This window comes from Desulfosediminicola sp. (assembly GCF_048381775.1).
GTDB classification, from domain to species: domain Bacteria; phylum Desulfobacterota; class Desulfobulbia; order Desulfobulbales; family Desulfocapsaceae; genus Desulfopila; species Desulfopila ganghwensis.
Genome location: NZ_JBLXGE010000002.1, coordinates 391,723 through 417,649, shown reverse-complemented (window position 1 = coordinate 417,649; position 25,927 = coordinate 391,723). Strand labels below are relative to the sequence as shown.

Here is a 25,927-nt window from a genome sequence, read left to right as displayed (position 1 = left end):
CCAGGGCCCTGGCAAGATTTTATACGATATTTTTTAAAATATAATAACACTGTGAACTGTATGGCCGGACAACCTGTCCGGCCACCAGATAATCTACCTCTCTGCCTGTTCACGGCAGAGAACAATTTAACCTGACTGACGAATCATGGAATCAATGGGAAGCTTAGTCCGGTCGCATTCCTGCAATGCACTCGGCAAGGACAATATCGGAGAAGAAGTCACACTGATGGGCTGGGTCCTGCGCAGACGTGACCACGGTGGTGTAATTTTTATCGACCTTCGCGACCGTGAAGGTATTACCCAGGTGGTATTTAATCCGGAGGTGAATCCGGAGACCCACGCTAAGGCGCACCAGCTGAGAAGTGAGTGGGTTCTTGCCGTAAAGGGCCGAGTTGAAGCCCGTCCGGGTGATATGGCTAATCCCAAGCTGGCAACCGGCGAGATTGAGGTGTTGATCGATGATCTGCGTATACTCAACTCCAGCCAGACCCCGCCATTCCCGCTGGATGAGGAAACCGAGGTCTCCGACAACCTGCGCCTGCAATATCGCTATCTCGATCTGCGGCGGCCGGAGATGGCTTCAAACCTGATCATGCGCCACAAGGCAGTGCAGTCCATCCGCAATTATCTCAACGATAATGGCTTCCTGGATATTGAAACTCCGATGTTGACCCGTTCAACTCCGGAAGGTGCGAGGGACTACCTGGTGCCGAGCCGGGTAAACGCCGGTAAATTTTATGCCCTTCCCCAGTCTCCGCAGCTCTTTAAGCAGCTGCTGATGATTGCCGGTATGGATCGTTATTACCAGATCGTCAAATGTTTCCGTGATGAAGATCTCCGTGCCGATCGCCAGCCTGAGTTTACCCAGATCGATATGGAGCTTTCCTTTGTCGACGAGGAGCAGGTCATTGCCATGACCGAAGGCATGATCGCCAAGCTGTTCAAGGATACTCTCGGTATTGATTTCAAGCCGCCATACGCCCGTATGAGCTACGACGAGTCAATGTCCCGCTTCGGTACCGACCGTCCGGATACCCGCTTCGGCCTGGAGTTGATCGATCTGACCGATATAGCCAAGGAGTGCAGCTTCAAGGTATTCCGTTCAATTGCCGATGGTGGCGGTACCGTCCGCGCGATCAACGCCAAGGGCTGTGCGAGCTTCTCCAGAAAGGATCTCGATGATCTGACTGATTATGTTATCCAGTACGGCGCCAAAGGTCTGGCCTGGGTGAAGATGAAGGCGGATGGCGAGTGGCAGTCACCGATTGCCAAATTCTTCAGCGAGGAAGAGCGTACTGCTATCGCAGAGGCTCTTGGTGCAGAAGAAGGCGATGTTCTCTTCTTCGGTGCAGATAGTAAGAAGGTTGTCTTCCAGTATCTCGGCGAGCTTCGCCTTGAACTGGCCCGTCGCCTCGACCTGCTGAAAAAAGATGAGTTTAACTTCATCTGGGTCACCGACTTTCCGCTGGTTGAATATGATGAGAAGGACAAACGTTTCCAGGCGCTGCATCACCCCTTCACAGCCCCGAAAGAAGAAGATCTGGATAAGCTCGAGAGTGATCCCGGCGCGGTATACAGCCGGGCCTACGATCTGGTGCTGAACGGTACCGAGATCGGCGGTGGGTCCATCCGTATCCACCAGCGGGATGTCCAGGCCAAAGTGCTTGATGCGCTTGGTATTGGTGAAGAAGAGGCAAACGATAAGTTCGGCTTCCTGCTTAAGGCTCTTGAGCTTGGTGCTCCGCCCCATGGTGGTCTTGCTTTTGGTCTCGACCGTCTGCTTATGCTGATTTGCGGTTGTAGCTCCATCCGTGACGTAATCGCTTTCCCGAAAACACAGAAGGCGACCTGTCCGCTCACCGAGGCACCTTCTTCGGTGGACAGAAAACAGCTCACTGAGTTGTATCTCCGTCCTGATTGGAAAGAGTAAGTACCTGTTTATAGCCCCGGGCAGCCAACGCTGTTCCGGGGTTTTTTATTGGCTGAACATTGTCGAATGGCTCCGCTGATGGGGCCCATTCTCTCAGCCACCCCAGCCGTGTTCTGCGAGCTGGATCAGAAACAGCCAGCCGCATGCCAGAAATATGGCAGTAATCAAGAGTGTGGTAAGGCCGTATTGCAACATCTCCCACCCCCTGCGAACGAATGTTTTGCTCTCCCCAACGAACAACCTTTTGAACAAGGTCGATATTTCAGCTCGTAACTGGAAGGCAGCAGTTATTGAACATATTGAGAATGCAGGTGCTGTGCTGACGGTAGACTGTGATTTGTTCCCCATTTTTTCTTCTCCCTTAGTAGTGTTCTGACAAGGAGTATAAAGGGGGAGGGGTATCATAGAGTGACCTCCCTCGATTTTTTTATATAAAGGCGGCCTTTCAGTGGTTTGGTATGTCTTGAATGACGGTGGAGCGTGCCTACATTGTAGGTATGCAGAAGCAAACGTTCGTGCTGATGCAGTCAATATCAGAGTGATAGATATCTATCGGAGGTGAAATCATGGCTCAGAAGCTTATGGGCAGAGAGGCCATTTGCAGGAAAATAGAAAGCATCATGCCTGAAGCGGGTACGTGTGGTTCGGATTATACGGTAGAGTATGACTGGAAACGCGGCGCCTGGGTGGTTGATCTTAAGCGAGGCAACAAGCATCTGAAAACGTTTGTTGAGGATTTTGAGGCAAAGGCTTGCCTGGAGAAAGACAGATGTATTCCCCTGGGAGTGCAGGTCGGACAATTAAAGCGCAACCTCAAGCTTTACGGTAAGTCCTGACACAAACAGATAAAAAAAGAAAAATCCGCTGGCAGAGGCATGATTTATGTCTTTGCCAGCGGATTCTTTCGTCATGAAAATAGTTGCATGTAGCAATTTTACGCTGAAGTTACTGTTTGGAGCTGCCTGAAGAGATCATTCTTTCGAGGTCCGACCGGTCGAAATGATAGTTGTCACGGCAGAATTCACATTGCACATCCGCTCCACCCTCGTTCTCCAGCAGATGTTGTAACTCCTGTTTGCCAAGAGAAAACACGGCCCTCTCCATTTTTTCCACACTGCAACTGCATTGATAGATCAGGTCGGTACTAGCGGTGGAATGGTGAGGTATTTCCGCAAAAAGCTGGCTTAGTATCTCTGCCGGGGTATTACCAGAGAGCAACATTTGACCAACAGAGTCAAGGCTGTTCACCCGTTTTTCAAGATAACCTATGATCTCTTCATCCACAGGGGGCAGGGCCTGAATAAGATAACCGCCCGCAGCGCTGACAGTTCCGTCAGGCTGAAGATGGATGGAGAGCCCAACAACCGATGGGGTTTGTTCTGATTCCAGCAGGTAGAAAGCAATGTCCTCACCAATTTCACTGGTGTAGAGTTGTGTCATCCCCTGATATTTCCGCTTGCCGCCGATATCCTTGGTGACGGTCAGAAAACCAGCCCGGCCGAGACCGGAAGCCACATCCACGGCGCCATTCTTTAAAGGAACATCTGCCTGGGGATTGGCAACATAGCCCCGGGCCCAGCCATCATAGCCGGCTTCGGTTATGATCTTACCCAGGGGACCGCTCCCTTCAAATTTTAACTGAACATACTGGCCATCTTTCATGAGTGCTGCCAACAGTGCCGAACCGGTAAGTGCCCTGCCGAGAGCAGCTGCAGCGGTAGGGCCGACATCGTGTTTTCTGCAGGCCTCATTAACAAGTCTGGTGGTGTCGCAGGCAAGGCCGAAGAACTTACCGTCATCGGCGATGACGCGGTGAAGAATATCTTTCATAAATTTATTACTATACGTAGTTATAGATATGGGGGTTATGTTGAACGTCAATCAGTATACCCTATAATCATGCACCTATCATGTGGCAAACCACAGAAATTCTTTTCCTGATAGATAATTTGGAGTATATATAACTGGTTGCAGTTAACGTAAGATGGAAGAGAGGGTAGGGGGATTCTCAAGAGTATTTTGTTAGAAAAACGGCTTGATAAGGTATTTCAGTGCCTGCGGGTTACAGATTTCTTAGTTTCGACAAAATGTTCATGAGAAATTCCGGTAAGGAGAAAATCGAAACCTTTGAGAGGGAGGAGATTGTATGCGTTTAATTCTGGCTATTGGCATGACGCTGCTGTTGGCAGCATCCGGTTTTGCAAAGGACATTGCAGGGGTATCTGTGGCCGAGAGCCTGGCGGGAAAAGATGGGGTAACCCTGAACCTGAACGGTGCCGGTATACGGTCAAAGATGTTTTTCAAGATCTATATCGCAGAGCTTTACCTCGAAAATCCGGCAAAAGATGCGGCGGCAGTCATAGCCGATGAGGGGCAGAAGATGATGGTGATGCACTTCCTCTACGATGAGGTGAGCGCTGAAAAACTTGTCGGTGCCTGGAATGAAGGGTTCGAAGGGAATCTGAGCGAAGATGTGAGAGCAGCAATGGCTGATCGGATCGAAAAATTCAACTCGATGTTCGTCACAGTCAAAAAAGGTGATCAGATTGTGCTGAACTATATCCCGGGACAAGGCGTTGCTGTGACGGTGGCAGGAGTCGAAAAAGGGGTGGTTGAAGGCAAGGACTTTGCGGACGCAATGTTCGCAATCTGGCTTGGAGATAAGCCTGTTACCAAGGACCTGAAGAAAAAGTTGCTCGGTTCTTGAAAGAATTGAGCAATCATTTGTAGAAATTCGTAAAGCCCGGCCGGATTAATCTCTGACCGGGCTTTTGAAGTTTTACAGGAAATTTTTTATCATGTCAGTACGTGAGCAGCACCGCCTGTCTGGAGAATCGTTTTTCAGCCAGTTCAGCCACGATAAAGTGCGCCACATCACGACGGGAAATACGTTTTGAGGTGATCCCCTCAAGATGGGTGAACGTCATATAACTACCGGTTTTTGGCCCATTGGTTAATCCGGCCGGACGGACAATGACCCATTCAAGATTGCTCTTTTTTACCTGTTCTTCCTGTTTGTCCTTGTCCTCATAAATAGTTCTCAATAGCAGTGGTTTGAAGATGACGTCATATAAAAAACCGCCATGCCCCTTACTGTCACCTGCGCCTATTCCGGTGACACAGATAAGCCGGGGGACACCGTGGTTTTTCATGGCCTCTAAAACTATTCTTGTTCCATCGGAAAACAGTGTGACGGGTTTGAAGGTGATTGGAACCCCGATGGTCAGGCAGACCGCATCCTGACCTTTGACCGCTTCATTTACCTGAATGGGATCACGGATGTCTCCCAGAACTGTGCAGAGATTTTCATGTAACAGGTGGAACTTGTCAGGATTTCGTACCAGCGCAGTAACCAGATGGCCTGCAGCAAGGGTCTGCTTGACAAGTTCAAGGCCAATACCTCGACTGCACCCTATAATCAGAATGTTCATGTTGTGCTCCTTGCTGGTTGAGTGAGTAATGAGTCGGTTGTCGAGACGGCAGCAGGTGTAACACGTATACGAAACGGACGGTAGGGCCTGGCCAGGGCCTGCTTCATGATCACAGCGCCGCTGAGAATCAGGAGGGCAATGGTTGCCGCCACCATCAGACCAACGATCAGGGGCGAGAGAATGTACAGTCTGTTCATGGCAGTGTATGAAGCCATAAACAGTGCCGCGACCCCTGCGCTGCAAATGGTGTATCGCCAGCAGAAACATAACCAGAGTCTGAGTGCCAGAGAAAATGGTATATCCGCCCCTGTGAGTTCATTGATCAGGGGATCACAGACAGCCTCGCCGCGTTCCGTTCGAAGTGAGATCTCATGGAGCAGCAGCTGATACCGGTCCGGGTATTTATCCCTGTTGATATGGTTGAGACAATCTCCCAGTTGAGCGAGGCTGTACTCTGCGTAATTGGGATTATGCATGGCTCACCTTTGGCAATAGACAGAAAGCATATGGGTGGAAGGTGCTCTTTAGCTGAACATTTGCACCACTTCCACTGTCAGTATATACCTTGATGGATCGCTCGGCCAAAGATGTAGCACCCAAGAATGAGCATAAAAATAAAGAAGAGTCGGCGAAAGAGCGCTTCGGAAATTCGCTTGCGGATATGTATACCACCCAGCATTCCAAGAAATGCGGGAATGAAGGCAAGCCCGGAGAGGATGAGTAATTCCTGGTTGAGCAGTTGGTTCTTCTGCAGTGCCATTGCCAGGGTGGAGGTGGAAATGAGAAACAGCAGCCCCATGGTCTGAATGAGCTGATCCCGTTTAAGTCCAAGGCTTTGTAAGTAAAGTACACCGGGGATCACGGAGGAGCCGGTGAGGCCTGTCAGCAAGCCATTGACAGAGCCGAAAAGAGGATTCATCCAGCTCTCGGCTGAACCAGGCTTTGGTAGAATACGGGCAGTTAGACCTACAACAGCATAGATAAGTAGAATTGTGCCGAGAAGGGCGGAGAGCCAGCTGATGTTCACTCTGGTGATAAGAGATGCACCAATCCATACAGTGCAGAAGGTCATTGCCAGGAAACTCCAGCTGCGCTTGACCACATAAACGAGATGACCACCCAACAACCCCTGGCCGATGTTGGTCAGAATTGATGGCAATAAAATTATGGCCATGGCTTCTTTCAGGCCGATGGTTGCGGTAATTATGGCCAGGGCAATGGTGGGCAGTCCGGTGCCGATAATGCCTTTAACAATACCGCCAAGCAGAAAAGCGAAGAAAATCAGTAGATAGGTTTCGGTGGTAAGTACGTCCATGGAAGATCAATTGCAGAGAGAGCGGCTAAGACTCCGTTCGATGGTGAGCACTTCACCATCAAGCAGTTTGTCTGACTGGCGAAGCGAGATAAGGCGATTACGCAATGAGCTGACGGTGCTGTAGTGAAGCTCGAACAGGTCGCCAATTGCAGGATTGGTCATACGGCAATGCCGGTAAAGAAAGTCAATGGCAACCATTCGCCTTGAAGAAGGAGTGGTGAGAAAAGCGCTACGGGGGCTTTGCCAGAACTGTTCGAGTACCAGGAGTACGTGTTCCGGATCTATGGGTAAAGGTTTGTGTTGGTTCGAAGATTGAAAAGTCATGGCGCGCTCAGTTACATTATTTAAAAAATCCTTATCCCCAAGTATGGCCTGCCCCCTGGTGTGTGGTGTGAGATCGCAGGCCTGATCAAGATTGCCCATAAGATGACGGCCATAACGTTCTCGTCCCTGAGGGGTATCTCCGCCGAAGTTGGCCAGCAGCCGGCTATGGTCTACATATGGATAGCGTGGGTATCGACCAAGATGCCCAGGCAGGCTGGACCAGCCAAACCGGCGGAGATCATCCCAGCGGTCATTATTCTCCATTCTTCGTTTCAGCCGGGTTTGTGCGGGGCTCAAATGCATGGCGCAGCCGGCAAGATCGAGGTAGCTGTCCTGGATCAGGAGCGATTTAAAGCGTCCACGAAAAAGATTGCCACTTCGCCTGTGGGTCTTGTTGAAGTAGCTGGTATAGAGGATGTTGAGCTGGCGCATAAAATTGCTGAGGTTGCCTCTCGGTGTTTGCACAAGCAGTTGAAACGTTCTGTCCATCAGCACGAAACCAAAAAGTTTAACCCCATGGGTGGCGGCAGACTTTTCAAGAGAATCGAGAAAACTGATTCTATCCCCTTTGCCTCGGAAGACCTGTTGCCTGCCGGTGCCCTGGTGACTGATCCGGTAAATGGCACCGGGGTATTGCACTCGCAGAGGTCTGGCCATACTTCTCTCCATCGGTGGGTTGGATAAAAACGGTGACCGGATATTAAGTGCTTAACTGCATGGGGTCGATTGTACTTGATTGTTTGGAGGTTGGGAAGAGGGAGGCATCAGGAGAGCGTGTAGAGTTGAGAGGTTTAACCTCGATTTTGCCAGAGAGGCCCAGCAGGCTCTTTCGTGGTTAAAACAAAAAAATCCCTGCAACATAGTTGCAGGGATTTCATATATTCAAAAAGGCAATTTAAAATGGTCGCTACTTGATTCGACCACATTCTGGGAAGGTTGAGGCTTACCAGTTGGCCCCAACAACCTGACTGATATCGAGACATTTCTCTTTCTCTTCTTCAGTCATATCCTCTTTTTTCTTAAGACTTTTGAGGTCTTCGGCATAACATGCGTATTCTTTACCGTCTTTGTCCCTGATCCAGACCATTTTCTGATACTCTTTTGAGATAATATCGCCTCTCATGCTCATGACATTTCCTCCTTTGGTGTGTCTTTATTGTTCTGTGATAGCAGAACAGATCAAACTACAAGTTAGAGTATAGTGATTGTTTCTAGTTCATCAAGCCGAATTGGCAATATTCTGGAAAGGAAAATAGACCTGCTGCTACTGTGTGGTATCTTCTGGTTGCGATTCTGCAAGGCTGCTTTTTGTTTGTAGAATGTCCTACCAGAATGAATGTCTAACCACTTTCAGTGCTCGTATGTGATGCAGGTAAAAGGAATGCTGAAAAGAAATATTCAAGACTGGAGGATCTAAAACGGTCAGAGTAAAATTAAATTTTTCGACATACCAGCCATAGCTCTTCCCTTTTGGGGTATTGTAAAGAAGAAAAATCGAAGTAACGGAATATTGAGTCCACCACTTCTCCGGACGCAGCAATGGCAGAATTTTTTCAGATTCAAGAGTTCATGAACTGAATATAAGATCAAATTGAATGAGAGATCGTTATGGAACCCATTGAAACACGATTGAAGTCCATTGCCTTGAGTCTCGGTGCTCATCTGGTCGGCATAACCACCAGAAAGGCTCTTGCAGACGGGCCTCCATCGGCTGATCCACGTTACCTCTTACATTCTGCAAATTCAGTTGTTTCCTTTGCACTCTCGCTGGACAAGGAGATCGTACGGGACTTTATCAGCAAAAAAAGTTGGCAGCCTCATTGTGAAAATCGAAAATCCATAGTGCAATCGCTTTATACCATAGGGGATGAGCTTGTCGAATTTCTCAGATCGGAAGGATATGAGGCTGTTAACGTTGACCTGAACAACAATTACAGACCTGAGAAAGATGCCGCCGACATAACAGAGCTGACAGAGTTTCACCCAGATTTTTCACACCGCTACGCAGCTCTTGCCGCCGGGGTCGGCCGTCTGGGCTGGAGTGGTAACCTGCTCACCAGAGAATATGGCGCACTGGTTGAGTTGGGGAGTGTTATTACATCTGCTCCCCTGATCGCAGACAAGCCAATCCCGGATGAAAAACATCCCTGTGACAGATGCAAAATGTGTAGTTTGGTTTGTCCCGTTGCAATGATTCACCCCCAAAACTCGACCAAGGTTACAGTCGCCGGCATTACGGAAACTATTTCCGGCAAACGTCCAAACACATGTTGCTGGATCGGATGCACAGGTTATGAGGGGTTGGCCGCTTCCGGCAGCTGGTCTAACTGGAGCCCGTATCGTCTCAGCCGTGGCCTGCCTCAGGAAAAAGACGAACTTGATTCATTGTGCATACGCCTGCAGAAGGCGGACCCACAGATGCAGAGTGCTGATAACAGCTTCAACGACTATCGGCAGGCGGTCTTTGATCCTGACTGGTTTTACTACACGGTATGTGGATTTTGTCGAAGTGTCTGTGCGCCCTCCCGCAAGGAACGCTTGGCCAACCGCAAACTGATTATCGATTCCGGTACAGCGGCTTTGGCCTTGGATGGGTCCCATGTCGTGGCTGATGAGAATGCTATCAGAAAACCAACCCCTTTCGGAGTAGATGTGATAGTGCCCAGGGAGGAACTGACTAAAGAACGAGTGGCTGAGCAGAGTTGGCCAGGTCAGTTTCTGCTGGACAGAGAGGTGATCAGCTATCTGCGCAGTGATTTAGAGTCAGCGGACACCGAAAAGCATAACGACGATTAACGCACCCTGCATGAGAGAGATATGAAACTCAAGGTTGTCTCTGACATTTTTGGTAACACCAAGGCGTTACTTGAATTATTAGTCAATATTTCAAGTAAATACTCCCATGTTGAGGTGATCGACCCTTATGGAGGTGAAGATCTGAGCTTCAGGGATGAAACAGAAGCCTACGCATATTTCAAAAGTCAAATTGGCCTGGATACATATGCTGAGACATTGCATGCAAAGTTACAGGGAAACCAGTCAGAAGAAATTACATTACTAGGATTCAGTGTAGGCGCATCTGCAATATGGGCATTATCCGAGAAGTTGGAACTGTACAAAGATACAAAAGCAATTTGCTTCTATAGTTCCCAGCTTAGAATGTATTTAGAAATAAACCCGAAGATTCCAATCACATGGTATTTTGCAGCAACAGAGCCCACCTACGATGTTCAGCAAGTATGTGAAAGATTGTCGTTCAAGGCGAACGTTCAATGCCACAAAACGAAATACCTGCATGGTTTCATGAACGAAAGATCCAATAACTTTGATCGTGAAGGATATGCCAGTTTCCTGAGTATACTTGGTAAAGCGTAGCAAGGTATGCGAGAGGGGAAAGGAGAGAGGCGTCCTATGCTTTACTTCCTATCATCTGTCTCTTGGTCTTTCGGGTGGCCTGGACACAAAAATCACCACTAGGGGGAGACCCCGCATTAACGGATAGTTGAAGTTTTTTTCGAAAGAGAGCCAGTCACGCTTTGCGTGTTTATCATTTTCGTCGAGCACTAGCGTTTTGGTTTCAAATTTGAGTCTAAGGTGCAACGAACAGCAATCTCAATCATTCGTAATAGGTGCAAAAATGAAAAATACATTTATTTACTGGTTCATTTGTTTGCTGGCATTATCACTCACAACATCGGCGGCGTGGTCATCGGACCAAAAGTTTTCAATAACGGTACTTTCAGCAGGCATACCCGTATCCAATGCTGAAGTAACGCTTTGGCAAGCACAGCCTGAAACGAAGCCTAAAATGCTTGGGCAGGGCAGCACGACGAAGGCGGGGCAAATACAGTTTGATACTGTGCCTGCTCCTGTCGCGGGATTTTACTATCTTATTTCAAAGGGCGGAGAAATTGATGGCGTTGATGTGCCCAATTATGCAGGATTAGCCGTGCTTCGTGCGGATCAGCAGGGTGCCGTTACCATAAATGAACTTTCAACTATTGGCTCTGTATGGCCTCTTGCTGGCCTGTTTGCCGAGGATCAGAGCATAACAGGTTCTGCCAATGGCCTTTTAATCGGGTCGCAGCATGTGCAAAACCTGGTTGACGTATCTACTGGCACCTTCGGCGCTACTGTCCTGAATGGAAGTAACCTGACGTTTTCCGAAACCGTCGCTCGAATGAATACCCTTGCAGCACTTATGTCATTGTGCGGCGCCAGAAATGATCCCTCGAACTGCGAAAAATTTATAGATATAACTGCTGGCAAGAGTACGCTCACGGCATTGCGTAACATTGCCGTGAGGCCTTACCTCAACACCAAAGAATTATTCGCCCTATTCACTACGGCATTCCCGTACCCCGATGGTGAGGAGCGCCGCTCTACCAACTTCTTACCCTATCTCAGTTATGTTCCGGATGACTTCGCACTCATGGTGCGTTTGTCTGGAGGTGGGACCTATTCTCCAGGGCGGCTGATGTTTGATAATCGTGGGCAGCTATGGAGCGGGCAGAACTGGATGCCGGGCTCCCAGTCCGGGCTCTCAAAGGCGATTGGTGGGGGCGTTGTCAGGCTGGCACCAGGTGGCGAGGCCCTATCGCCTCCTCTTGTAGGCTATAATGGGCAGGGCCTCGATGGTATTGGCTGGGGCACAACGGTTTCGGCCGATAAAGTGTGGGTTAGTAGCTTTAATGGCACGGTCGGTGTTTTTGACCTTGATGGTAAGGTACTTGGCCCTGCGCATGTCGATGGCGAGAATGGGGCGCTTCAGGGCCTGGCAACGGCACCTAATGGGGATGTTTGGGTCTGCGACAACCAACTGAACCAACTGATCCGGTTTCCAAAGGGTGATCACACCAAGGGTGAGGTTGTCAACGTGCCAGGTTTGAAAAGACCTTTTGCTGTTGCCGTCGACAATCGAAATGTCGTTTGGGTAACAAACAATGGGTCTATCACGGTAACGCGTTTCCTCGCTGGTCAGCCAGATCAGGCGCAGCAAATCCAGCTAGGTGGCATGGCGCCGCGTGGAGTTGCCATTGATTCGTCCGGTCATGTTTGGGTTGGAAATAATTTTTCGATGGGATACCCGCTCGCAAAAGTACCTGAAAAAGCAAGTATCATCGAAGAGTTCAAAATCAATATCGAGAAAGTTCTTAAAAATGAACAGCAGGGTATAACCAAGACAGGCAACATGACGCTGATATCCCCCGATGGTGCAGTCCTCCAAAAGCAAGTGTTGGAAGGTGAAATTTATGCACCCTGGGGGGTTAGTATTGCAGGCGATGATACGGTTTTCATCGGTAATTTTTTGGGCACTGGCTTTATCCACATGTGTGGTACCAATGAAAAACTCTGCCCTGATGGTAAGAAAACTGGTGAAATAATCCACTATTACCGCTCCGGAGTACTGCAAGAATCAACCGATACGATGCTCGATGATGCAGGTAACGTTTGGATGGCGAACAATTGGGATGTCATACCCGCATTGGTAGACGACAATCCTGACAGGAGGACCGCTACCATGGGCGGCGGCACAGGGATGGTGGTTATCTATGGAATCGGTGCGCCCGTCATTAACCCGCTAATCGGACAGGTAAGGTCATCAAACTAGAAAGCGCACCGAGGAATTCCGTATTTCCCTGTGGTGGTCTGAATCATTTCCTATCCATCTGTTTCTTCGTTTTTCTGGTCGCCTGGGCCTCAAACGGATCCTGCGGCCAGTAATGCTTGGGATACCTGCCTGCCATCTCCTTTCTCACTTCGGGGTAGGTGTTGAGCCAGAAAGACTTCAAATCCTGTGTGACCTGGATCGGGCGCTGGGCGGGTGAGAGCAGGTGGATGAGAACCGATACGCTGTTGCGGCACACCTGGGGTGTTTCATAAAGTCCGAACAGTTCCTGCAATCGTACGGCAAGAACTGGTGCTTCGCCGGGGGTATAGTTGAGCCGGATTTTCGAGCCGCTTGGAACCTGGATATGGCTCGGGGCCAAGCCATCGATCTGCTGAGCCTGGTTCCAGTCGAACATGGAGAGCAGGATAGCTTTCATATCCAGCGATTTCAGCTGGCCGAGATTTCGCATCCCTGAGCAGTAGGGTACAAGCCAGTCAAGATCGTTGGCGAGATGCTCGTCAGAAAGATCAGGCCACGTATCGGGCAACCAGTGATGCAGTGAGCAGAGGCGTGCCTGAAGATCGCGGGATTCCCGTGTCCAGGGAAGTGTTGCCAAACCATTTTGGCCAACCCCATCCATGAAAGCCTGTGCTGTTTTGTCGCTGTCGTGGCTGGTGTATTTTTTGCTCTCAAGTACAAGCTGGCCAAGCCTGAGTTCGATAGCGCTCTTTACTCGTCTATTTTGCTGATCCCAGCTGACGTCCTCGATCTCCTGGAGCAGATGAGTATGGAAATATTCAAGGCCCGCTCGGGTGATCGGCGCGGCCATGTAGATCCTGCTCTGTCCGCTGTGTGGACTATGGTCGGTATCACCGACCTGGGCTGCAACGAGAAGAGGTGTTCCAGCGAGACTGTCATCAGCAGCCAGCATTGCGCCTCTGCCATTGGCAAGAAGGTATGATGTGCGTGATCCGGATCTCAGGGAGGCGACTCTGTCGGGATAGGCATGGGCGAGTAACGACCCAGCATCGTTCAACTGAGGTTTTGACTCAATAGTTCCGCCGACAATTTTCAATAATTGGCGTGCCTGTTTGATGACAGCCTTGCAGAATCGCACATCTGTTGCGGGATGAACCTTTCTGCCCGAACCTGCATCGGCCAATGACCAGAGAGCTTCCAGGCGTGGCAGAATATCTGCGGTGACAGACCGGCTTCGGAAAATGTCCTTGTCTGAGAGCAGCGCCGCAAGAAGACAGCTTGTCCAGCAGGCCCCCTCTCTATTTCCCTTAATAAGCAATACCCCTAGCCGGGGATGCACTGGCAGCGGGGTGACCTTTCGGCCCAGGGCGGTGATATCTCCGGTATCGGTCAGGCAATTCAGTTGTCTGAGCAACACTAACGCCTTATCCCAGGATGAGCGGCGAGGTGGGTCAATCCACTTCAGATCTGAATAATCGCGAACACCCCAAAGTGCGAGTTGCAGCACCAGGGCGCTGAGTTCGCTGTTGATTATCTCGGGCGGGGTGCTGGTAAGCAACCCGTGGTCGATGTGCTTATCCCAGAGTCGGTAGCAGATACCCGGTGCGGTTCTGCCTGCGCGGCCGGCACGTTGATCCGCAGATGCTTTTGATATTCGGGCGGTGGTGAGGCGTGACAGGCCGCTGCTCTGGTCGTGAACGGGCCGACGATAGTAGCCGGTATCGACTACACAGCGAATACCGTCGATGGTAAGGCTGGTTTCGGCTATGGGGGTTGAGAGTATGACACGTCGCCTGGCAGCTTTGGGCTGAAAAATCCGGTCTTGCTCCTGGTGGGATAGGTTTCCGTAGAGTGGCAGCAATTCAGTATCTGCGAGCAGTGAACTGTACTTTTCGGCAAGGAGTTCACGGCAAAGGTGTATTTCGCCTGCACCGGGCAGAAAAACAAGGATGTCCCCGGCTTGTTCCTGAATGGCTCTCGCGATACCGGTGAGTGCCAGATCGACTATTGCTGATTTTGAGCCAGGTCGGGGATTTTGATGAGTGAATCGATTGGTTGCCCGATGAGTTACGGGAGGGTGGTGTATATCTACAGGATAGCTCCTGCCGGATGCCTCGATATGTACACCACCGCCAAGCAAGGTGCAGATTGGTGGTGCCTCAAGTGTGGCGGACATCACCAGCAGCCGCAGATCTTCCCGTAGCTCACAGAGATCAAGACAAAGGGCCAGGCCAAGATCGCTCTGAAGGTTCCGTTCATGGAACTCATCGAAAATGATCAGTTGGGTGTCGGCCAGTTCAGGGTCGTCCTGGATTTTCCGGATCAGGATTCCTTCTGTGACAACCTCGATTCTGGTTTCGGCGGAAATGTTTGAGTCAAATCTGGTGCGGTAGCCGATAATGGTACCAACCGGGGCCCCTACCATAGTACTCATCCGCACAGCAGCGGCACGGGCGGCTATGCGCCGGGGTTCGAGCATTATGATTTTTTTATGATCGGGAATGAGCGCAAGGGTGAGAAGTGCGATCGGCACAAGTGTGGTCTTGCCTGAACCGGTGGGCGCACTGAGCACACAGTGCGCCTCCTGCAGGGCAGCTGAGAGTTTGGAGATGACTGCGGAGACGGGTAGCTCGGAGTACCGCTCGATTATTGAGCTATCTGGTAAGGGCGTTTTAGCCATGGTGATTCGTGCAGCATCAACCGGTTTTTCGGCAGTTGCCCTGAGAGGTTGAGGTCTCAAAGCTGTATTACGATATACCTGCAGTATGCAATACCACCATAGCAATACAGCTCATCTCAATCAGATCTCGTCAACTCCTGAGGGAATCAGGCAGATAAAAGTGAAATTCTCAGCTCCGCCGTTCATAAACTGGTGTTCCTCGTTGCCCGGAATGAATACAGCAGTACCGCCGGTGACAGTCTGCCACTCTCCATCCTTGAAAACCCTGCCGGTTCCGGAGTGAACAAAAATTTCATGCTCCCACTCGTGGCTATGACGCGGAGTAAAACCACCTGGTTTCAAGGTAAATATCCGCATGCAGAAGTTGTGGGCCTCGTCGTCCTTACCGATAAGTACCCGGCCGGTTACCCCCTTGGCAACTTCGTTGTCAATCTCATGGGATGGTGCATCCGTATACTTCAGAATCTTCATATTCATATCAGCTTCTTGGTAGTGATTAGGCTGTTATAAGACAGCGTTACATTTCACGGCGTATAAGAGAAGATTACATTTTTCACCGATATTTGCAATGATCCTGTTACTGCCCGGTCTTGCGGCCGGTTAATCCCATATAAATGGCTGTCAGAGTAATGATAATACCTATCCAGTGAATTGGAGCGGTAGGTCGTGAAAAAAACAGTACATCCCAGACAAAGGAGAGCGCAGGCTGCAGCAGTAGGATAAGACCGGTATATGAAGGCCGTATTTTCGGCAGGCTGTTAGCGATCATAACCCAGCCAATGGTCTGACTGAACAGTCCGAGAGTGAGCAGGTATATGCCGTCGGCTACGGTGGGGATGGCAAAGCTGGTACCTGAACCAAGGAGCCAGAGGGCGAGGCAGCAGGAAGTGAAAAACGATACCAGCATCAGCGGGCTGTAGCGGCTTTGTACCTCCTTGTCGGCTTGAATCTTTCTGAGTATCAGCAAATAGATGGTATAGCAGAACGCTGTAAGAAAACCATAGATTACCCCTGTTTTGTAACTCTGGGGCAGGTTAGACCAGTCGAAACCGATTACCAGGAAAAGGCCGAAAAATGCCAGGGGCAGCGCAACCATATACCTGATTCGAAGCAACTCACCGAAAAACAGGAAACCGCAGGCCGCCATAAAAAAGACCTGAAAATTACCGATGACCGTGGCAAGTCCCGGGCCAATATACCCGATGCTGGCATGCCAGAAGTAGAGGTCGAGGGCAAAAGCGATGGCGCAGGGGACGGCCAGCGACAGCAGACGGGGTGGTATTCGTTTCAGTTCTCCGGCGAAAAAGGCAATTGGCACCAGAAATAAAAAACCAAAAAAAACGCGGTAAAATGCAGAAGTGGCAGCAGGCACATTGGCAAGCTGAACCCAGACAGCGGAAAAGCTGATGAGAAAGGCACCGCCCAACACCATTAAGATGGGGTTGGCGTCCATTATTCTTTTAAAATTCGACATAATAAGCACTTGATGCACAGGCGGCACAATCGGGCCTCTACCGAGTAGTGGCCCGGCATTTCGTGAAAAATCCCTTGTTATTATTGGTAAAAATATGAATTGCGGGTATAGTCATCAGCAAGCGATAGACTGCTTTTCGGCTTGAATGTGTGCGGACTATGCAACCCGTAAGCAATATTTTAAGAATTAGCAAATATTTTTGCGGCAATTGCGATTTAATTTTTTTTCTGTGTTACCAGATGATTGCCATGTAGTTGTCTTGATTTGTGCAGTTTCGGCAGGTCAACCGGTCATCTTCATGCCTTGACCTTGGCAGAAAAAACCGTTAGTCAGCGATATACGAGTGAGAAATGGGTGAAAAAGCTGGTCTTGAAAAAGATGAGACGACAAGAATAATACATATTAAGTGGACTATACAGCTTTATTGTGAGTGAAAAAAGAAAATGATAGTCTTGATCAACTCAAAAAAAACAGGTAGTTCGGCTTGCTGGCAATTGCCAGGGAGTGGGGACGACCGGCAATGCCCGGGGAGCGTTAGCACGGGCGTGGCAGAGCTGGGATCCGGATCATACAATAGGTGTTGTTAGGTTTGACAAGGGATTGTCCTTTTTTGAGGATAATCCCTTGTTTTGTTTCAGGCATGAATGAAGTCGGGCTTGAGCAAGGGTTTCCGGGCCAGTGATAGATTGATGTTTTTATCGGTAAAGATACAGAAAGCATGTAGTTTCCAGGCTGGTCGAGATTAAAAGACAGGCTGGGCAGGTAATGCGGTGGAGAAGGGCGGGGTTTTCCGTTTACTCCTCGACCGTAATCATACATTGAACTTCTGAGATGAGAGAAGAAAATGAAAGATCTTTCCACAAAATACCTTGGATTGGACCTGAAGAATCCGGTTCTGGCCGGGAGTTGCGGACTCACCGGGTCGGTCGATAAGGTAAAGGAACTGGCTGAAGCAGGTGCCGGGGGCGTTGTTCTGAAGTCCTTGTTTGAAGAACAGATTGAGGCTGAACTGGCAGCTAATTTGGGCGATTATCACACAGATTATCCTGATGCGTTTGAATATATCCGTGAATATACCAGGGCGGGCAGCGTCGATGAGTATCTGGCTCTTGTCGCGGATGCCAAGGAAGCGGTAGACATTCCCGTTATCGCAAGTATTAACTGTGTTTCCGACAGCGAGTGGACAGACTTTGCCAAGCGTGTGGAAAAGGCAGGCGCGGATGGTCTTGAGTTGAATATCGCCCAACTGCCGAGTGATCCGAAAAAAAGTGGTGAGCAGAACGAGAAGCTCTACTTCTCTATTTTAAAGAAGGTGAGTGAGACGGTCGATATTCCCATTGCCCTGAAGATGAGCAATTATTCTGCCGGGCTTGCCAACCTTGTCAGTCGTCTGGCCTGGTCGACGGAGAACAGGGTGGCTGGATTCGTTCTGTTCAACCGATACTATCGCCCGGACATCGATATTCAATCTTTGAAAGTAAGTAAGGCAGACGTCTTCAGTACACCAGCCGATATTTGTGAGTCGCTCAGGTGGATTGGCTTACTTTCAGCAAATATAGAGAAGGATTTCGCAGCATCTACTGGAGTTCACGACGCAGAAGGTGTGATTAAACAGTTGTTGGCTGGTGCTGCGGCAGTTCAGGTAGTATCGACCCTGTACAAGAACGGGACTGGACAAATCGGCGAGATTCTGTCTGGTCTGGAACAATGGATGGAGGAGAAAAATTTCAACTCCATTGCAGAATTCCGTGGCAGATTGAGTTATGGCAAGGCGGAGAACCCGGCACCCTTTGAACGTGTGCAGTTTATGAAACAGTTTGGTGGCGTAGTCTGATCGAACTTCAGATACGGGTGATGAACCTGGTGCGGAACACGAAAGCCCGCACTGCAGATTTTAGCTTTCAGTAAGTGGATAATATGAAATCATTACTGACGTTTTTACAAGGCGGAGTACATCCGCCGGAAGCAAAAGGGCAGACTGCCGCTCTTCCTATTGAGCGAATGCCGGTCCCCGATGAGCTGGAGATTATTCTCGGTCAGCACATTGGTGCCCCGTGCGAGCCGACGGTTACGCGGCGTGAGGAAGTGGTCGAGGGAGGCCTTATTGGTGAGGTGAAAAAGGGCTTGGGAGTACCACTCCACTCACCGGTGGCGGGAACGATCAAGGCCATTGGCACTTCAGCGCATCCCATGCGTGTCTCAGCGCCTTCCGTGACTATCAAAGTTGATCACGAGGCAGCACGTGCCGACTATCAGGCAGGTGACTGGCAGCAGCTGGCTGCGGATGAGCTTAAAAAGAAGGTGCATGAGGCCGGCATTATCGGTATTGGCGGCGCGGGTTTCCCGACCCATGTCAAGTTAAGTCCGCCCCGGGATGCCCAGATTGACCAGTTGCTGTTAAACGGTGCCGAGTGTGAGCCGTATATCACCGCGGATCATCGCCAGATGCTGGAGCACGCTTCGGAGGTGGTGGAAGGTGCCCGCATAATCATGAAGATCCTTGGTGTTACCAAGTGTCAGATCGGTATCGAGTCGAATAAACCCGATGCAATCGAGACCATGACCAGGGCTGCGGAGGCTGTCTCCAGCGCCGATTGTACGATTCAGGTGCAGGGGCTTGAGGTGAAATATCCGCAAGGTTCGGAAAAACAATTGATCCAGGCCTTAACCGGTAGAAAAGTCCCTTCCCAGTCACTGCCTTCGGCTGTGGGTGTGGTGGTACACAATGTGTCTACCGCAGCGGCGATTTACGACGCGGTAGCCTGCAGCAAACCGCTCTATGAGAAGGTGGTCACCATTGCCGGCAAGGGTATCAATAAGCCGGCCAACCTTTTGGTCAAGGTGGGCACCAAGGTGAGCGATATCGTTGACTACCTCGGCGGCGTAAAACCTGAGCTGACCAAGATTATCATGGGCGGTCCAATGATGGGTTTTGCGGTGTCAGACCTCAGTATCCCAATCACCAAGACTACCTCTTCAGTCCTGTTTCTCACAGAAGATGAAGTGGATACCAATCCCCATTCTGCGTGTATTCGTTGCGGCTGGTGTATTGATGCCTGCCCCATGGGATTGGAGCCGAAAGAAGTTGGGATCCATGTAGAAGCCAACCGCGCTGAGGATACCGCCAGGTTCGGAGTGTTCGACTGTTTTGAATGTGGCAGCTGTGCCTATGTCTGCCCGGCCAAGAGACCACTCGTGCAGTTTGTTCGACTGGCGAAAATGAAGGCCAAAAGATAGCCGGTGCAAAAGCAACCGGCCGAACGTGTCGTAGCGAGCTTTACTGACACCAAAAAATAATAAAAGTGCAGTCAAAAAAAGTTATTGAGTGGTCTGCATCGAGAGATAATAACCAGTTCAAGGAGAATCTTTAAAGACATGCAAGTGCCAGAAAACCAGTCATTACCAGCGCACAGGGAGTGGATAGTTTCGGTATCCCCCCACGTGAAAAGTAATGAGACGGTTGCCAAAATTATGTGGACCGTGGTGGCCTGCCTTATGCCGCCCCTGTTCCTGTCGGTCTTTATTTTCGGATTCCAGGTCCTGATCATCACCGCCGTATCTGTTGTCAGCTGTGTAGCGGTGGAATATGTAAGTCAGAAATCCCTGGGACGTCCAGTAACCATAACAGACGGAAGCGCGGTGCTCACCGGTGTGCTGCTCGCCTTCCTTATCCCGCCTGGTGTGTCCTACCTGCTGCCGGTGCTCGGCGCGGTAATGGCGATCTATATTGCCAAGCATCTTTTCGGTGGGATCGGTTTTAACATTTTCAACCCGGCGCTCATGGGGCGTGCCTTTCTGCTGGCGACCTTCCCGGTGGCGATGACCTCCGCCTGGCTGCCACCGGTCGAGGGATTGGCGATATTCAGTTATTTCGGTGCAGGTGTGGATGCGGTCTCCACCGCCACCCCGCTTGCCGTCATGAAAGAGCAGGGTATGGTCGCCTTTACCGAGATGTTTGGTTCCGGCGCATCCCTGTACACCTCGTTCTTTTTGGGCTGGCGCCCTGGCTGTATTGGCGAGACTTCAGGTTTTCTGCTGGTGTTGGGCGGGGCCTACCTGATCTATAAAAACTACATCACCTGGCATACCCCGGTGGCTGTGCTGGGAACAATCGCGACCCTTACCTGGATCTTTGGCGGTGAGAGCTATTTCGGTGGCGATCCACTGCTGGCTATACTCTCCGGTGGCGCGATTCTCGGCTCAATCTATATGGCCACCGACTACGTCACCTCACCAACCACCAAGACCGGCCAGCTTGTCTACGGCGTCGGTATCGGCGCCTTGACTGTGTTGATCAGGCTGAAAGGCGGGTATCCGGAAGGTATCTGTTACGCCATCCTGCTGATGAACCCGCTTGCCAGTGTTATCGACAACTTCTGCAAACCCAAGCGTTTTGCCGGCCCTGCGGGAGGTGACAAATGAACCAGATAATGAACATTACATTCCGACTGACGGTCTCCTGTCTGTTGGCAGCGGTGGTGATGGGTTCGACTTTTATCATTACCAACAAGGCCAAGACCCATAATGAGCACGTTCGTGAAGAAACGGTTCGATTCTCCTTACTCGGTTATAGTCACGAGACTCCACCGCCTGAATCGCTCGTCATGCATGAACTGTATCGTTATGTGGTGAAAGAGGCTGGTCAGCAATACATCGGTTACCTGTTGCCGGCGTCTCATGACGCTGCCGCACCCTTTGTTTTCGTGGTGCTGGATCTTGATGGCAAACTGGCCTTTCAGCAACCGGTAGAGCTTGCGGAAGAGAAAGCGATCTCTGCAAAAGACCGGGAGACAGCAATATTGGCGGCAATTGGCGGCGGCAAGGAGATTGTCTTTGCCGAGCAGGCCATTGTGGTGACCGACGACGGTCAGCGGGCTGCCTATCTGCTTGGGGGTAAATTCCCGGGCTTCAAGACCTTTATCCACGTGATGATGGCCCTTGATCCAAAGTACAGCATGCTGGGTTTCGAGGTCCTGGAGCATGAGGAAGATCCCGGTCTTGGTGCAGAGATCGAACAGGATTACTTCAAGAACCAGTTCGATGGTAAGACCTTTGAGATATTGAAGGGGTTGGAAGTTGTTAAAGAGCCACTGCCGGGCGAGTATCAGAAAGCCCTGGAAGGCAAGGTAGACGAGTCTGCGCAGATGGCAATGATGGAGAAGTACAGGGAACAGGATATTTATGCGCTCACGGGTGCGACCATCTCTACCAAAGCGGTAACCGATGGTCTGAAAGGTATAACCAAGAAGTTTGCATACCGCATCGATACCCTCGACTCCGTACTGAAAGAACAGCAGATTGCTGTTTCCTTCTAAACTTTAGCAGAGGTAGTAACGTGGCAAACGATAAGTCTATTTCACAATTGCTCGGTCGCGGTATCCTGAGTGAGAACCCGATATTCAAGCTGGCCTTGTCCATGTGTCCTGCTGTGGGTATCTCCACCAACGTCATGAACGGTATCATGCTGGGTATTGCCGTATTTTTCGTACAGGTGTTCTCCAGTGTGACGATATCGCTTTTTAAGGATGTAATTCATCCCCGTATTCGTATTCCTACCTACACACTGACCATCGCCACCTGGGTTACCGTAATTGACCTGGTGCTGGCGGCGTATATGCCAGACGCCTACGCCAAGATGGGAATTTTTGTAAAACTGATCGTGGCCTTTGCCATCATCACCATGCGTCTTGAGATGTTTGCCTGTAAAGAAAAGGTGAGCGACTCGTTCTGGGATGCGGTCGGTATGGGGCTTGGTTTTATGGTTGGTATGGTCGTCATCGGTGCTTTCCGTGAACTGTTTGGTTCCGGCATGATTCTCGGCTATGACGTTCTCGGCTTCAAACCGCTCTTGTTTTTCATCCTGCCAAGTGCCGGTTTCTTTGTGGTCGGGCTCATGATGGCTTTCTTCAATTGGGTGGAAGTGGTCTACAAGCGTAAGAAAGGAGTAACCTCATGATAAAGAAACACCTGAGTAAAATACTCTGCTTTACCCTGGTGGCGCTCCTTCTGCCTGCCTGGTTGCAGGCTGCAGATTTTGTGAGCGGCAAGAAGTTTGGTGATGACAACGAAATCATCGTCACCTTTGCCGGTGCAGCAGATGCCGGTGCTGGTGACGTAAATAACTATGTGGTATACGAAGAGCCGGACCCCGATATCAGGTTGCAGCTTGTTGCGGCGGATGTGGCAGCAAACGGCAAGTCAGTATCCCTGAAATTTGCAGATCCACTGAACACCACCGAAACCCACGTGGTCGAGGCACGAAACCTGAAGGGTGACGCCATAATCGACTTCACGGTATCCAAGTCTTATCTTGGCTATCTGTTCTCGATCATGATTTCGGCGTTGTTGATCCAGAACTTTGTTTTTACCAAGTACCTTGGTCTCTGTGTGTTTTTCGGAACGGCAAAACGTAAGGCTACCGCTAAAGGTATGGGTGTGGTGTTCACCATCGTTATGGTGATCTCGGCTTCCATGGCATGGTTCCTTTATCAGTTTGTGCTGGTGCCGTATAATCTCGGCTTTCTGCAGATCGTTATCTTCATCGGCCTCACTTCACTGACGGTACAGGCCGTGGATACCATTCTCAGAAAGGTGAACCCGGTACTGTTTAACTCATTCGGTGTCTATCTGGTCCTGGTTATTGCCAACTGTATTGTAATTGCGGTGCCACTCATCCTGGCTGACAACAATTACAACTACTTTGAGACCCTGATGCTGTCGCTGGGTGCCGGTGGCGGCTTCCTGCTGGCTCTGTATCTCATGAGTTCTGTCAGTGAACGGTTGGAGCTCGCAAACATTCCGCCAACTTTCAAGGGGCTGCCCATGGCCTTTATCGTTGCCGGTCAGTTTGCCATGGCTTTTCTGGGATTCTCAGGTCTGCAGCTGTTCTAGGACAGAGGATGTTAACTATTAACGGATGAATATGAGAGTAGTGATATGGATCCGGCATTAATAAAAATAGCGTTAGGTGGAGTGGTTCTGCTTGGCTGTATCGGTCTGTTTTTCGGGATAGGCCTGGCCATTGCGGCCCATAAATTCGCGGTTGAGGTCAACCCGCTCATCGAAGAGGTGACGGAGTCCCTGCCCATGGCTCAATGCGGTGGTTGCGGTTATCCGGGTTGCGAGGGATATGCCATCGCAGTGGTTAACGACCCCGACGTACCTCCCAATCTTTGTTTCCCTGGTAAAGAGGCTGTTGCCAACAGGGTTGCCGAACTCACCGGTAAAAAAATGGCTGCCGTGGAAGACCAGATGGCGGTGGTGCGTTGCTCCCGCGTCGAAGGTCGCGTCAGCCACAAACATGAGTATATCGGCTTTGCCTCCTGCACGGCTGCCAACCTCGGCTTCGGCGGGCCTTCCAAGTGCCAGTATGCCTGTATCGGTCTTGGTGAGTGCAAAGCGGTTTGCCCGTTCGATGCCATTGAAATGGTAGAGAACTTTCCGGTTATCAACCCGGATAAGTGCGTAAGCTGTGGGGCTTGCGTCAAGATATGCCCGAAAAGTATCATCGAGCTGCAAACCCTGAAGGCCCGTGTCTGGGTACCTTGTTCAACCAAAGATCTTGGCAAATTGGTAAAATCCGTTTGCGAAGTGGGCTGCATCGGGTGTAAGCTCTGTGTCAAAGCGTGCCCGGCGGATGCCGTCAGCTATGAAGACAATAAGATCAAGATCGACCATAAAGCATGTATCGACTATGGGCCCAGTTGTGAAGAGGCTTGTGTTGCCAAGTGCCCTCGTGATATTTTCAGAATGTATGACGGTCGTCAGGTTATAACCAGAGACGTCGCAGATGGCCTGAAAATGGCCGGATAATATGAAAGGATTGGATACTGATATGAAAACTGCCGAAAATGTTGTTGATCAGAAGAGAAGATCGTTCTTGAAGCTGTCCGGTTTGCTTGGGCTTGGCGCGGCCTCTGTGGCCTTGTTGCCGGCGGAAAAGGCTGAGGCATTTCTTTTCAACAAAAAAGAGTACAAGGTAACCGCTACCAGGTTGTCCATGGGGACCTATGTGGCAATGACTGCCATCCACCCATCCCGCGATGAGGCGGAGAATGCAATCGGTCGTGCTTTTGAAGAGATAGACCGTCTCAACTCCATGCTGACCCGTTTCGAGTCCAGCTCCCCGGTCAGCGAACTGAACGGGGTTGGCAGAATCGTTGCTCCACCGAAAGAGATGCAGGAACTGGTGGCGCGCTCAATGTATTACAACCGTGAGACTGCCGGTGCTTTTGATATCACCGTCAAGCCGCTGATCGACCTGTATAACGAGTCGTTCGCTGCCGGCAAGGAGCCGGTAGAGCGTGAGGTGAATGAGCTGCTGGCGACCATAGGTACCGACAAGATCAAGGTACAGGGCGGCGATATCCTCTTTTCCCACAGCGATATGGGTATTACCCTCGATGGTATTGCCAAAGGATTCATTGTTGACCGGGCTTCAGAGGTTCTCGCCAAGCATGGCATCACCAATCACCTGATCAATGCAGGTGGTGATATCCGCACCAGCGGTACTGCTGCCAAGGGCCGGGCCTGGACTGTGGCAATTCAGGACCCGAAAAAGTCGAAGCAATATCCTGATGTAATCACCATGAAAGACGGAGCCATTGCCACTTCCGGTAATTATGAGGTGTTCTACGACAGGGAGAAGGTTTTCCACCACATCGTCGATTCCAAGACCGGCCATTCGCCACAATTGTCCACCAGCGTTACCGTAATGGCTTCCACCGTTATGGACGCCGATGCCCTCAGTACCTCTGTCTTTGTTATGGAGCCGGTGGATGGCGTGAAGTTCATCAACTCACAGCCTGATACCGAGTGCTTTGTGATCGACAGAAGTGGGAAGGCCACGCACTCCGCTGGTTGGCAGGTGTAAGTATTGTGGATCTTCGAGGGTGGTGTCAATCCATCTGACGCTATCTTCTTCAGTGTTTCATCAATACGCATAGAACAACTATAGCGTATTGATGAAAACTTCGAACCTGACGCCACCTGAATTGACTGAGGTAGGCGGAGGGACTAAGGGCTGAAGAAATGATATGGAAAAATCCCGGTACCGGAATGGTATCGGGATTTTTTTATTGCTTTGAGTTCCGGGAAGGTTACGCTTTCCCACGTCCCACGTCCCACGTCCCACGTCCCACGTCCCACGTCCCACGTCCCACGTCCCACGTCCCACGTCCCACG

The 25,927-nt window shown here is 50.4% G+C and carries 24 protein-coding genes; 14 read left to right on the top strand and 10 right to left on the bottom strand.

What is annotated here, in order from left to right; all coding sequences use genetic code 11:
- The first annotated feature begins 145 nt into the window (after nt 1–145).
- Nucleotides 146–1,930 (top strand): aspartate--tRNA ligase, encoded by a 1,785-nt coding sequence (gene aspS, locus ACN5NT_RS04775; RefSeq protein ID WP_136795434.1) that lies wholly within the window; start codon nt 146–148, stop codon nt 1,928–1,930.
- Between the two features lie 93 nt (nt 1,931–2,023).
- Here the strand turns inward: aspS and ACN5NT_RS04770 are convergent, their stop codons facing one another.
- Nucleotides 2,024–2,278 carry a hypothetical protein gene (locus ACN5NT_RS04770; RefSeq protein ID WP_136795433.1) on the bottom strand — a complete coding sequence of 85 codons (255 nt, stop codon included), beginning with the start codon at nt 2,276–2,278 and terminating at the stop codon, nt 2,024–2,026.
- 218 nt (nt 2,279–2,496) lie between these two features.
- Between ACN5NT_RS04770 and ACN5NT_RS04765 the strand changes: the two genes are divergently transcribed.
- Nucleotides 2,497–2,766, top strand: coding sequence for a hypothetical protein (locus tag ACN5NT_RS04765; RefSeq protein ID WP_136795432.1), 270 nt, complete (start codon nt 2,497–2,499; stop codon nt 2,764–2,766).
- Between the two features lie 109 nt (nt 2,767–2,875).
- On the opposite strand, the gene hslO is transcribed toward ACN5NT_RS04765, so the two are convergent.
- Entirely contained in the window at nt 2,876–3,760 is an 885-nt protein-coding gene (gene hslO / locus ACN5NT_RS04760) for an Hsp33 family molecular chaperone HslO (protein WP_136795431.1), read from the bottom strand.
- Between the two features lie 316 nt (nt 3,761–4,076).
- Between hslO and ACN5NT_RS04755 the strand changes: the two genes are divergently transcribed.
- Nucleotides 4,077–4,637 carry a chalcone isomerase family protein gene (locus ACN5NT_RS04755; RefSeq protein ID WP_136795430.1) on the top strand — a complete coding sequence of 187 codons (561 nt, stop codon included), beginning with the start codon at nt 4,077–4,079 and terminating at the stop codon, nt 4,635–4,637.
- A 94-nt stretch (nt 4,638–4,731) separates the two neighbouring features.
- Here the strand turns inward: ACN5NT_RS04755 and ACN5NT_RS04750 are convergent, their stop codons facing one another.
- From ACN5NT_RS04750 to ACN5NT_RS04730, 5 genes are all read right to left on the bottom strand, one after another.
- Nucleotides 4,732–5,361, bottom strand: coding sequence for an NAD(P)-dependent oxidoreductase (locus ACN5NT_RS04750; RefSeq protein WP_136795429.1), 630 nt, complete (start codon nt 5,359–5,361; stop codon nt 4,732–4,734).
- Nucleotides 5,358–5,837, bottom strand: a complete 480-nt coding sequence (locus ACN5NT_RS04745) for a hypothetical protein (protein ID WP_419174663.1) — start codon at nt 5,835–5,837, stop codon at nt 5,358–5,360. Before ACN5NT_RS04745 ends, ACN5NT_RS04750 begins: the two co-directional genes overlap by 4 nt.
- A gap of 77 nt (nt 5,838–5,914) precedes the next feature.
- Nucleotides 5,915–6,676 carry a sulfite exporter TauE/SafE family protein gene (locus ACN5NT_RS04740; RefSeq protein ID WP_136795427.1) on the bottom strand — a complete coding sequence of 254 codons (762 nt, stop codon included), beginning with the start codon at nt 6,674–6,676 and terminating at the stop codon, nt 5,915–5,917.
- Nucleotides 6,677–6,682: 6 nt separating this feature from the next.
- A complete protein-coding gene (locus tag ACN5NT_RS04735; RefSeq protein ID WP_167495625.1) occupies nt 6,683–7,657 on the bottom strand; it encodes a transposase in 975 nt (324 codons plus the stop codon).
- A gap of 286 nt (nt 7,658–7,943) precedes the next feature.
- On the bottom strand, nt 7,944–8,129 hold the full coding sequence (locus tag ACN5NT_RS04730; RefSeq protein WP_136795425.1) for a hypothetical protein: 186 nt from the start codon (nt 8,127–8,129) through the stop codon (nt 7,944–7,946).
- Nucleotides 8,130–8,608: 479 nt separating this feature from the next.
- Here ACN5NT_RS04730 and ACN5NT_RS04725 point away from each other — a divergent pair, with 479 nt between their 5' ends.
- The 3 genes from ACN5NT_RS04725 to ACN5NT_RS04715 all read left to right on the top strand — a co-directional run bounded on the left by ACN5NT_RS04725 (nt 8,609) and on the right by ACN5NT_RS04715 (nt 12,611).
- Complete coding sequence (locus ACN5NT_RS04725; protein ID WP_419174662.1) at nt 8,609–9,796, top strand: hypothetical protein; 1,188 nt, start codon at nt 8,609–8,611, stop codon at nt 9,794–9,796.
- A gap of 21 nt (nt 9,797–9,817) precedes the next feature.
- Nucleotides 9,818–10,375 carry a hypothetical protein gene (locus tag ACN5NT_RS04720; RefSeq protein ID WP_419174661.1) on the top strand — a complete coding sequence of 186 codons (558 nt, stop codon included), beginning with the start codon at nt 9,818–9,820 and terminating at the stop codon, nt 10,373–10,375.
- Nucleotides 10,376–10,637: 262 nt separating this feature from the next.
- Nucleotides 10,638–12,611 carry a hypothetical protein gene (locus tag ACN5NT_RS04715; RefSeq protein ID WP_419174660.1) on the top strand — a complete coding sequence of 658 codons (1,974 nt, stop codon included), beginning with the start codon at nt 10,638–10,640 and terminating at the stop codon, nt 12,609–12,611.
- A gap of 43 nt (nt 12,612–12,654) precedes the next feature.
- On the opposite strand, the gene hrpB is transcribed toward ACN5NT_RS04715, so the two are convergent.
- The 3 genes from hrpB to ACN5NT_RS04700 all read right to left on the bottom strand — a co-directional run bounded on the left by hrpB (nt 12,655) and on the right by ACN5NT_RS04700 (nt 16,744).
- Nucleotides 12,655–15,330, bottom strand: coding sequence for an ATP-dependent helicase HrpB (hrpB, locus tag ACN5NT_RS04710; protein ID WP_419174659.1), 2,676 nt, complete (start codon nt 15,328–15,330; stop codon nt 12,655–12,657).
- A gap of 60 nt (nt 15,331–15,390) precedes the next feature.
- Nucleotides 15,391–15,747 (bottom strand): cupin domain-containing protein, encoded by a 357-nt coding sequence (locus tag ACN5NT_RS04705; protein WP_228721421.1) that lies wholly within the window; start codon nt 15,745–15,747, stop codon nt 15,391–15,393.
- A gap of 100 nt (nt 15,748–15,847) precedes the next feature.
- A complete protein-coding gene (locus ACN5NT_RS04700) occupies nt 15,848–16,744 on the bottom strand; it encodes a DMT family transporter (RefSeq protein ID WP_228721420.1) in 897 nt (298 codons plus the stop codon).
- An 844-nt stretch (nt 16,745–17,588) separates the two neighbouring features.
- On the opposite strand from ACN5NT_RS04700, the gene ACN5NT_RS04695 reads away from it, so the two are divergent.
- The 8 genes from ACN5NT_RS04695 to ACN5NT_RS04660 all read left to right on the top strand — a co-directional run bounded on the left by ACN5NT_RS04695 (nt 17,589) and on the right by ACN5NT_RS04660 (nt 25,616).
- Complete coding sequence (locus tag ACN5NT_RS04695) at nt 17,589–18,578, top strand: dihydroorotate dehydrogenase-like protein (protein ID WP_419174658.1); 990 nt, start codon at nt 17,589–17,591, stop codon at nt 18,576–18,578.
- 83 nt (nt 18,579–18,661) lie between these two features.
- Nucleotides 18,662–19,981 carry an electron transport complex subunit RsxC gene (rsxC, locus tag ACN5NT_RS04690; protein ID WP_136795418.1) on the top strand — a complete coding sequence of 440 codons (1,320 nt, stop codon included), beginning with the start codon at nt 18,662–18,664 and terminating at the stop codon, nt 19,979–19,981.
- A gap of 138 nt (nt 19,982–20,119) precedes the next feature.
- Nucleotides 20,120–21,166 carry an RnfABCDGE type electron transport complex subunit D gene (locus ACN5NT_RS04685; protein WP_136795417.1) on the top strand — a complete coding sequence of 349 codons (1,047 nt, stop codon included), beginning with the start codon at nt 20,120–20,122 and terminating at the stop codon, nt 21,164–21,166.
- Nucleotides 21,163–22,059, top strand: a complete 897-nt coding sequence (locus tag ACN5NT_RS04680; RefSeq protein WP_136795416.1) for an FMN-binding protein — start codon at nt 21,163–21,165, stop codon at nt 22,057–22,059. Before ACN5NT_RS04685 ends, ACN5NT_RS04680 begins: the two co-directional genes overlap by 4 nt.
- A gap of 20 nt (nt 22,060–22,079) precedes the next feature.
- Nucleotides 22,080–22,700, top strand: a complete 621-nt coding sequence (gene rsxE / locus ACN5NT_RS04675) for an electron transport complex subunit RsxE (protein WP_136795415.1) — start codon at nt 22,080–22,082, stop codon at nt 22,698–22,700.
- Nucleotides 22,697–23,635 (top strand): electron transport complex protein RnfA, encoded by a 939-nt coding sequence (locus ACN5NT_RS04670; RefSeq protein ID WP_419174657.1) that lies wholly within the window; start codon nt 22,697–22,699, stop codon nt 23,633–23,635. The genes rsxE and ACN5NT_RS04670 overlap by 4 nt, the downstream gene beginning before the upstream one ends.
- 45 nt (nt 23,636–23,680) lie before the next feature.
- Nucleotides 23,681–24,556 carry an RnfABCDGE type electron transport complex subunit B gene (rnfB, locus tag ACN5NT_RS04665; protein ID WP_136795413.1) on the top strand — a complete coding sequence of 292 codons (876 nt, stop codon included), beginning with the start codon at nt 23,681–23,683 and terminating at the stop codon, nt 24,554–24,556.
- A 22-nt stretch (nt 24,557–24,578) separates the two neighbouring features.
- Nucleotides 24,579–25,616, top strand: coding sequence for an FAD:protein FMN transferase (locus ACN5NT_RS04660; RefSeq protein ID WP_136795412.1), 1,038 nt, complete (start codon nt 24,579–24,581; stop codon nt 25,614–25,616).
- Nucleotides 25,617–25,927: the final 311 nt, after the last annotated feature.